General features: G+C 66.4%; 1 pseudogene. It reads left to right on the top strand.

Going from position 1 to position 429, the window contains the following annotated elements:
• A pseudogene (locus tag JWG43_RS18620) lies at positions 1-429 on the top strand (magnesium transporter); the annotation flags it as partial.

The following is a 429-nucleotide window of genomic DNA, read 5'->3' as shown; positions in this document are numbered from 1 at the left end:
CGCGGGCCCAGTGGCCCCGGAGCAAGGCCTCCGAGCTCATCGGCCGCTATGACCTGCTGGCCCTGCCCGTCATCAACGGCGGGGAAAAGATGGTCGGCATCGTCACCGTGGACGACGCCATGGACATCGAAAAGCAGGAAGACGCCACCCAGCTGGCCCGCTTTGGCGGCACGGTGACCACCGACGGCACCGACCTGGACATCCTCGAATCTCCCTTCCGCAAGATGTTCAGCGTGCGCGTGTTCTGGCTGGTGCTGCTGACCCTGTTCGGCGTCGTCACCAGCACCTTCGTGGCCGCGCAGGAAGAGATCCTGTCGCAGGTCATCGTGCTGGCGGCCTTTATCGCGCCCATCGTGGACATGGGCGGCAATGCGGGCAGCCAGTCGGCCACCCTCGTCATCCGTGCCATGGCGCTGGGCGACGTGAGCC

This window comes from Desulfobulbus alkaliphilus, assembly GCF_016918545.1.
GTDB lineage: Bacteria > Desulfobacterota > Desulfobulbia > Desulfobulbales > Desulfobulbaceae > Desulfobulbus > Desulfobulbus alkaliphilus.
The sequence above is the reverse complement of the archived record's forward strand: the minus strand, read 5'-3'. Positions and strand labels throughout refer to the sequence as shown.